Source organism: Polaromonas sp. P1_G4, assembly GCF_056405475.1.
The window spans coordinates 1-5,820 of sequence record NZ_JBFUCA010000260.1 but is presented as its reverse complement, the minus strand read 5'-3'; the positions used below and the strand labels follow the sequence as shown (position 1 = coordinate 5,820).

The 5,820-nt window shown below is 63.9% G+C and carries 5 protein-coding genes and 1 pseudogene; all 6 read left to right on the top strand.

The window, feature by feature from the left end:
• Positions 1 to 207, top strand: a pseudogene (locus tag AC1D1X_RS13710) (hypothetical protein); the annotation flags it as partial.
• 62 nt (positions 208 to 269) lie between these two features.
• Entirely contained in the window at positions 270 to 1,373 is a 1,104-nt protein-coding gene (locus tag AC1D1X_RS13705; protein WP_477667819.1) for an ABC transporter substrate-binding protein, read from the top strand.
• 149 nt (positions 1,374 to 1,522) lie between these two features.
• On the top strand, positions 1,523 to 3,001 hold the full coding sequence (locus AC1D1X_RS13700) for an NAD-dependent succinate-semialdehyde dehydrogenase (protein ID WP_477667820.1): 1,479 nt from the start codon (positions 1,523 to 1,525) through the stop codon (positions 2,999 to 3,001).
• A gap of 46 nt (positions 3,002 to 3,047) precedes the next feature.
• A complete protein-coding gene (locus AC1D1X_RS13695; protein WP_477667821.1) occupies positions 3,048 to 3,746 on the top strand; it encodes a response regulator in 699 nt (232 codons plus the stop codon).
• Positions 3,715 to 5,223, top strand: a complete 1,509-nt coding sequence (locus tag AC1D1X_RS13690) for a sensor histidine kinase (RefSeq protein WP_477667822.1) — start codon at positions 3,715 to 3,717, stop codon at positions 5,221 to 5,223. Before AC1D1X_RS13695 ends, AC1D1X_RS13690 begins: the two co-directional genes overlap by 32 nt.
• A 265-nt stretch (positions 5,224 to 5,488) precedes the next feature.
• A partial coding sequence (locus AC1D1X_RS13685; protein ID WP_477698460.1) for a tripartite tricarboxylate transporter TctB family protein occupies positions 5,489 to 5,820 on the top strand: 332 nt, incomplete at its 3' end.

Below are 5,820 nucleotides of genomic sequence, written 5' to 3'. Positions count from 1 at the left end.
GAGATGTATGGTAGTCTCGTGGGCTCGGAGATGTGTWTWAGAGACAGGTTTCTGGCAGGCGCGGACCAGGCCACGCTGCCGAGGCAGATGTTCACCGGCATCCGGGAAAACATCTCGCCGACCATCGCGGCAGTGGCCACCTTGCTCATCCTTTTCACCACCACCCTTTTACTGCTGCTCGAGTGGCTGCGCGGCCGCAGGGCCTGACAAGCCCAAGCGGGCTCTACAAACTTACACCCCTGCCCTCAAGCACCCGGAGCGCTGCCTCAATGAAAACACCCCACACACAGACACTCGTGATGACACTCGGTCTGGCGCTCTCCGTACAAGCCCAGACGCCTGTTCAAGCGCCGATGCAGGGATTGACCGTCGCCAACTTCGGCGGAGCCAACGGCAAAGCCCAGGATGTGGCTTTCATCCAGCCTTTCAAGGCAGCCTACAAAACCGAGGCACGAGGGGTCGAGTACTCAGGAGAGCTCTCGGCCGTCCGGACCATGGTGACCGAACGCAAGAGCGAATGGGACGTGGTTGAAGTGGAGTCCGCGGACCTGAAGGCGGGATGTGATGCCGGCCTGTTCGAGCGCATTGACCGCGCCAGCATTCCTCATGCCGGCATGCTGCTGCCGGGTACCGTGCAGGATTGCGGCGTCGGCGCTTTTGTCTGGTCCACCGTGATGACCTACGACCCAGGCCGGTTCAAGGAGACACCGCGCAGTTGGCAGGATTTCTGGAATGTGCAGCGCTTTCCCGGCAAGCGGGGCTTGCGCAAGGGTGCGCGCTACAACATGGAAATCGCTCTGATGGCCGACGGGGTGCATCGCCGCGACGTGTACACCACACTGGCTACCGAGGCGGGCGTCAAGCGTGCTCTCACCAAGCTTGAGCAGCTCAAGCCCCATATCGTCTGGTGGGAATCGGGCTCCCAGCCGCCCCAGCGCCTGGCCTCCGGCGAAACCACACTCTCAACCGCCTTCAATGGCCGCATCGCCGCGGCCAACCGCGAGCGGCTCACCCCGCTGGCCATCTCATGGCAGGACGCCGTGTATGAACTGGACTATTGGGTCATCATCAAGGGCTCGCCGAGGCGGGAGCTGGCGCGCGCCTTCGTCAGTTTCGCCACCTCGGAAGAAGCGCAGCTGGCCTTTTCGCGCGAAATACCCTATGGCCCCACCCACTTCAACGCCATCCTGCGCTACGACACCGGTCGCAGCCGCCCCGCCGCCAGCGCACCGGTCACGGACCTGTCCATGGCGAATAGCGACTTGCCATCGGCGCCCGGCAACATGCGCCGGTCGCTCGCCTTTGACCCCACTTTCTGGACACGCGGTAGCGGGGCCGAGCTGGAAAAACAGTTCGCCCAGCGCATGAAATAGCCTGCCGGCCGGCAAGAGCCGCCGAGCCACACGGGCTGACCGGTCCCCACACATGCATTTCCCTCCTTTCATCCGGAAACCCGAAAACTGTCAGAATAAAAGCAGTTCCGGGCTTTCCATCACGCCCCCCGTTTTTAGGACACCAGCACATGGACATGAAAACTTCTCCCATCTCCCTTCTCAAAGACCCCAGCATTTTCAAGACCGACGCCCTGATCAATGGCCAGTGGGTCGCCGGTTCATCCCGCTTTGATGTCAATGACCCGGCCACCGGCCTGAAGCTGGCCGATGTGGCCAACCTGGGCGCCCAGGATGCCGAAGCCGCCATTGCCGCGGCCAACGCGGCCTGGCCCGCATGGCGCAGCAAGACCGGCAAGGAGCGCCACGCCATCCTGCTCAAGTGGTACCAGCTGCTGATGGCCAACCAGGAAGACCTGGGCCGCATCATGACGGCCGAGCAGGGCAAGCCCTTTGCCGAGGCCAAGGGCGAAATCGCCTACGGCGCGAGTTTTGTCGAATGGTTTGCCGAGGAAGCCAAGCGCGTCAACGGCGAGACCCTGCCCCAGTTCGACAACAACCGCCGCCTGATGGTCATCAAGCAGCCGATCGGCGTGTGCGCAGCCATCACGCCCTGGAACTTCCCGCTCGCCATGATCACCCGCAAAGTCGCCCCGGCTCTCGCCGCCGGCTGCCCCGTGGTCATCAAGCCGGCCGAGCTCACACCGCTGACGGCCCTGGCCGCCGCCGAACTGGCCATTCGCGCCGGCATCCCGGCCGGCGTGCTCAACGTGCTGACAGCCGACAGCGCCAATAGCATTGCCGTGGGCAAGGTGTTCTGCGCCAGCGACGTGGTGCGCCACATCAGCTTCACCGGCTCCACCGAAGTCGGCCGCATCCTGATGGCCCAGAGCGCGCCTTCAATCAAGAAGCTGGCACTGGAGCTGGGCGGCAATGCCCCCTTCATTGTGTTTGACGACGCCGACGTGGACTCGGCCGTGGAAGGCGCCATGGCCAGCAAATACCGAAACGCCGGCCAGACCTGCGTTTGCGCCAACCGCATTTATGTGCAGGACGGCGTGTACGACCAGTTTGTCGAAAAATTCGCCTCCAAGGTCAAGCAGCTGAAAGTCGGCAACGGCTTTGAGGACGGCGTGGTGCAAGGCCCGCTGATTGAGGACGCCGCTGTCGACAAGGTGCAGCGCCATGTGGATGACGCAATGGCCAAAGGCGGTAAGCTGCTCGCGGGCGGCCACAAGATCAAGGGCCAGTTTTTTGAGCCAACCGTGATCTCTGAAGCCACCGCCGACATGCTCTGCGCCCGCGAAGAAACCTTCGGCCCTTTCGCGCCGGTGTTCCGCTTCCAGAAAGAGCAGGAGGCGATTGATGCCGCCAACAACACCGAATTTGGCCTGGCCAGCTATTTTTACAGCCGCGACATCGGCCGCATTTACCGCGTGGCAGAGGCACTCGAATACGGCATGGTCGGCATCAATGCCGGCGTGATCGCGACCGAACACGTGCCCTTCGGCGGCGTGAAGCAGTCGGGCCTGGGTCGCGAGGGCTCCCGCCACGGCATGGAAGAGTACCTCGAGATGAAGTACCTGTGCCTCGGGGACATCCAGCGCTGAGCTGAACCGCCACACATCCGCAACCGCCCTTACCACTGAAGAATCCATGCGCCTGCTGCTTGTGGAAGACGAAGCCGAGATGGCCTCGTGGCTGGTGCGCGCATTCAAGCAAAGCGGCTTTGTGCCCGACCATGCGTCGGACGCCGGCACCGCCGAGTCGCTGTTGGCCGGCAATGACTACGACGCGATCGTGCTCGACCTGCGGCTGCCCGACAAACACGGGCTGAACCTGCTGGCCGACATTCGCAAGGCAGGCAACCGCACGCCCGTGCTGGTGCTGACCGCRCAGGGCTCGCTTCAAGACCGGGTCAAAGGCCTGAACGTCGGCGCTGACGACTTCCTGACCAAACCCTTTGCGATTGAAGAGCTCGAGGCCCGCATCGCCGCGCTGGTTCGGCGCAGCCGGGGACGCTCGCACGCGCCGCTGCAGTGCGGTTCGCTCTCATGCGCCCACGACAGCCGCGCCTTCACATTGGCCGGCACGCTGCTGCAGCTCACGCCGCGCGAAGGCGCCGCGTTGTCGGTGCTGCTGGCGCGCAGCGGCTCGCCGGTAGAAAAGTCGCAACTCTCGGCCAAGGTGTTTCCGGCCGACAGCAATGCAGGCCCTGACGCCATTGAGCTGGTGCTGCACCGGCTGCGCCGCAAGCTCGACGGCGGCGACGTGCGCATCGTCACCGTGCGCGGCCTGGGCTACATGCTGGAGGCCATCGCGCATGACATCGCGCATGAAGATACTGCGGGCTGACCCGGACCGCTTCGGCATACGCGCACGCCTGTTGACGCTGCTGCTCCCGGCCATCCTGGGCTTGCTGGCCCTGGACAGCTGGAACGACTACCGCGCACTACGCAGCCAGGTGCAGGACGCTTACGACCAGGCCATGCTCGAATCCGTCCATGTGCTGCGCGGCAGTCTGTCGGTGGGTCCGGACGGCTTGCTGCACCTGAACGCGCCATTGGCGGTACAGGCGGTGGTCGATGCCGCCGGCCCGCTGCAAAAGTACCTGCATATCGGATTGACGCCGCAAGGGGCGGGTTCTGCAAGTGAGGTGACCTTGCTAGGCGCAACCGACCTGCCTGCACCGCCGCAGCAGGCCCCCTCGCCCTCTTCCATCGCCTCCCCCGTGGTCTGGTACGACAGCGACTACCGGGACCATGCAGTGCGTGTGGTGGCGCTTCAAAGCAAAGTGCTTGACGAGCGTGGCCAGGCCTTTGACCTGCTGATCCAGGTGGCCGAAAGCACCGAACCACGCGACCGGGCGCAGGCGGCCACGCTGCGGCAGGAGTTGATACGCGACACCCGCATGGTGCTGGTGATGATCCTGCTGGTCTGGCTGGGTGTGACCTGGTCCCTGCGGCCGCTGGAGCGCCTGCGCAAAACCGTGTTGGAAAACAAAGGCCGCGACCTCAAGCCGCTGGACACCACCAACGTGCCGCATGAAGTGGCGCCGCTGGTCGACGCCGTCAACCAGCACCTGGCCAGCTACCGCGATTTGCTTGAGCAGCAATCGCAGTTCCTGGCCGACGCATCGCACCAGCTACGCACACCGCTGGCTATCATGCTCACGCAGGCCGGCGTCGCGCTGCGCGAAAAAGACCCTGAACTGCTTCACACGACCTTGCGCGCCATGGTCGTGCAGATCTCGCGCAGCCGGCGTCTGTGCGAGCAACTTCTGTCGCTGGCCCATGCGAGCGACGGTGCGCCATCCGAAGACGCGCCTGCCGTCGTGGACCTCAACAGCATCGCGCGGGACGTGGTGCTGCAGCACCTGGCGCTGGCCCATGAGAAAAACCAGGACCTGGGCCTGGACGCGGCTGAAGATGCACTGGTGCCCGACGCGCTGCACAAAAACCCTGCAGTCCCGGTACTGGCTCGCGGCGCCGAACTGCACGAGGCGCTGTCCAACCTGGTGCACAACGCCATTGTCTACACCCCGCCGGGTGGGCACATCACCGTGAAGGTGAGCGCCGGCGATGGCGCGGCGCTCGCCGAGGTGCGCGACGACGGCCCGGGCATAGCCAAAGCGCGGCACGCAGAAGTGTTTGAACGCTTTCATTCGGCCGGCCCGACGGAAAAAGGCGCGCGCGGCGCAGGGCTCGGTATGGCCATCGCACGCGCCTATGCCAGGCGCAACGGTGGCGACATCGAGCTGGCCGATGCTGGCTCCGGCTCAGGCTTGCGCGCCATCCTGCGGCTGCCGCTGGCGTCCGATCCCCAGGGTTGAACGCACACGGCTGAGCCGTAGCCGGCAGCGCCGCAGGCGCCACCGGCCCTGTTAGTGATAACACGTATTTTGAGTTCGGCTGCGTAAAACGAAAGCCGATTGGAAGCCTCGCTTCCTAACATCCGCTCCATCCCAAACGCCCCCAGTCGACTGCAACTTGTGCACCGGCCAAAGGCAGGGCCACCACCAAGGAGACACGGATGACTCACCCCCCGTTTGTGACAACGCCCGCAGCGGCGCAGCCATGGAGCAAACCCCTATGAACATGAAGAACCGAAACTTCGTGCGGGGCCTGTGCCTCATGGCGATCGCCCTGCTCTTTGGCGGGGTGTCGCTGAACTACTCAATAGGCGAATTAAGCCGGTCCGGACCCGGCATGTTCCCCCTGATCGTGAGCTCCCTGCTGTTTGTGATTGGCGTTCTCACGGTGGTGCGCTCGCACTTCTATGACCCTGTCCCCCTGGACTACGGCGTCAAAAATATCGCCCTCATTCTGCTGAGCCTCRTCGGGTTTGCAGTGATTTCCCACTACCTCAACATGATTCTGGCCATCATCTTTTTGGTGTTTTGTTCCACGCTTGCAGGTACGTCGTATTC